This is a genomic window from Leptospira yanagawae serovar Saopaulo str. Sao Paulo = ATCC 700523, assembly GCF_000332475.2.
GTDB lineage: Bacteria > Spirochaetota > Leptospiria > Leptospirales > Leptospiraceae > Leptospira_A > Leptospira_A yanagawae.
Genome location: NZ_AOGX02000012.1, coordinates 1 through 1,809, shown reverse-complemented (window position 1 = coordinate 1,809; position 1,809 = coordinate 1). Strand labels below are relative to the sequence as shown.

At 36.0% G+C, this 1,809-nt stretch carries 2 protein-coding genes; both read right to left on the bottom strand.

Features of this window, described 5'->3' with window-relative positions; genetic code table 11:
• Window positions 1–648: 648 nt before the first annotated feature.
• Window positions 649–1,419: an IS3 family transposase gene (locus LEP1GSC202_RS02475; RefSeq protein WP_156825333.1), complete on the bottom strand. Its 771-nt coding sequence runs from the start codon at window positions 1,417–1,419 to the stop codon at window positions 649–651.
• Window positions 1,413–1,712 (bottom strand): transposase, encoded by a 300-nt coding sequence (locus LEP1GSC202_RS02470; protein WP_015676101.1) that lies wholly within the window; start codon window positions 1,710–1,712, stop codon window positions 1,413–1,415. Before LEP1GSC202_RS02470 ends, LEP1GSC202_RS02475 begins: the two co-directional genes overlap by 7 nt.
• Window positions 1,713–1,809 lie beyond the last annotated feature (97 nt).

Here is a 1,809-nt window from a genome sequence, read left to right as displayed (position 1 = left end):
TCTTTATTTTCATCCTGTGAAGAATATCCCAGTTTCAATAAAAATCCAATTGCCGCTGACATTATTTATCGTATCTCTAACTTTCATATTTGGTTTTATTTTTACTAATTTAGTTATTGGTAACTGAATTATCACGTGAGAGTTTAAGTTTGGATCCTTTCTTATATTAACCTCTGTTCCTGCAATAGGTATATATTTATCCTTAGCTGCTAGTTTCATATTAGTATTTAGTATAATTAAAATCAAAAATATTTTTTTCATTTTATATCTTGGTTTTTTAGGAATTGCGTATAACGAATAGGCTAACCGACGTAGGCTGACCCTGAGTCCCGGAATCGGGACGTTAGGGACTGGCGCGTAGTTTGCGTATGCAAACGAGTGCCAGAAAGCCTATGTGCCGTAGGCCGAGCGAGGGCTTGTCCCGAAGCGATGTGGTTAGCCGCTGTTATACGCAGTATCCAAGGTGAGAAAATAAAGTAATTAGAAAACAAATTAATCTGCATTTCTTTTTTCTTTCATTTTTATCTTCTTAAGGTGTATTTTTTCAAATCTTTTTTGAATTATAAAAAAGAATCCTAATCTTCATTATGTAAAATGACCTGCCCCCATTTTCAGTACCAATGGATAAGTTAGTTTTCTCTAAACATTTCAACCATAAGATCGCTTAAACTCTGAAGGAGTCAAGTAATTCAATGAAGAGTGAAGACGCTCGTCGTTGTATTCCTTTTGGAAAATTCGCAAAGCATCGGTTAACTCTCTTTGATTTTTAAAGTAGTGTAGATTCAAACACTCATCTCTAAGTTTACCATTGAAACTTTCTATAAATGCATTTTGTGTTGGTTTTCCTTTTTCAATAAAGTGAATTTCTATCCCCTTATCTTCTGCCCATTTCTGGAAGTCTTTGGATGTAAATTCTGTTCCATTATCCAAAACAAATGCTCTTGGAAGTCTTTCGAGGGTGTTTAAATATCTGATCAACTTTTCTGACGAAAAAGTAAACTCTGCCTGAAGTATGGTATTCTCTCTTGTTAAATGATCAATACCTGTTAAAATTCTTTGCTTTCTTCCATCAATCGTCCGTTCGAAAACAAAGTCCATTGACCAAACTTCGTTTGAATTCTTAGGCAATGGTAGTTGCTGTGATGATGCATTTCTTTTCTTTCGCTTCGGTTTTGTCCTTATTTTAAGCCCTTCTAAGCAATATAGTCGATATACTTTCTTATGATTGATTGTCCTACCCGACCTTCTTAACCTTCGGTAAATTCGTCGATAGCCTTCCCGTTTCCATCGAAAAGCAAGTCTTCGAATTTCGTTCATTGTCTCTTCATCAATAGCTTTCGGCTGATAATAATAACTTGATTTAGGAAGAAGAACAACATCTAGGCTTCTGTTTAGAGAAAGTCCCTCTTCAACTAGCAGATCAACTGCTCTCTCCTTCGTTGATCTACTAGAGGCGTTTTTCCCAAAACATTCTTATGCTTGGATTCGAGAGCCATGTCAGCTACCAATCTTTTGAGATTTGAATTTTCCTGCTCGAGTGCCTTCATCTTCTTGATTTCGCTAAGCTCCATTCCTCCATACTTGTTACGCCAGCGATAAAATGTTTGTTCAGTGATTCCGTATTTTCGTGAAAGTTCCTTGATTGGAATACCTGTTTCTGCTTCCTTTAATATCCGAAAAATCTCGCTTTCTTCTATCTTCTTTCTTGCCATAATGCTCTCTCCTTAATATCGGAGAAAACTAACTTAAATATCGGTGCAGTTTTTGGGGAGCAGGTCAGTTTCATGAAGATTGGATTCGTTTAAGAAA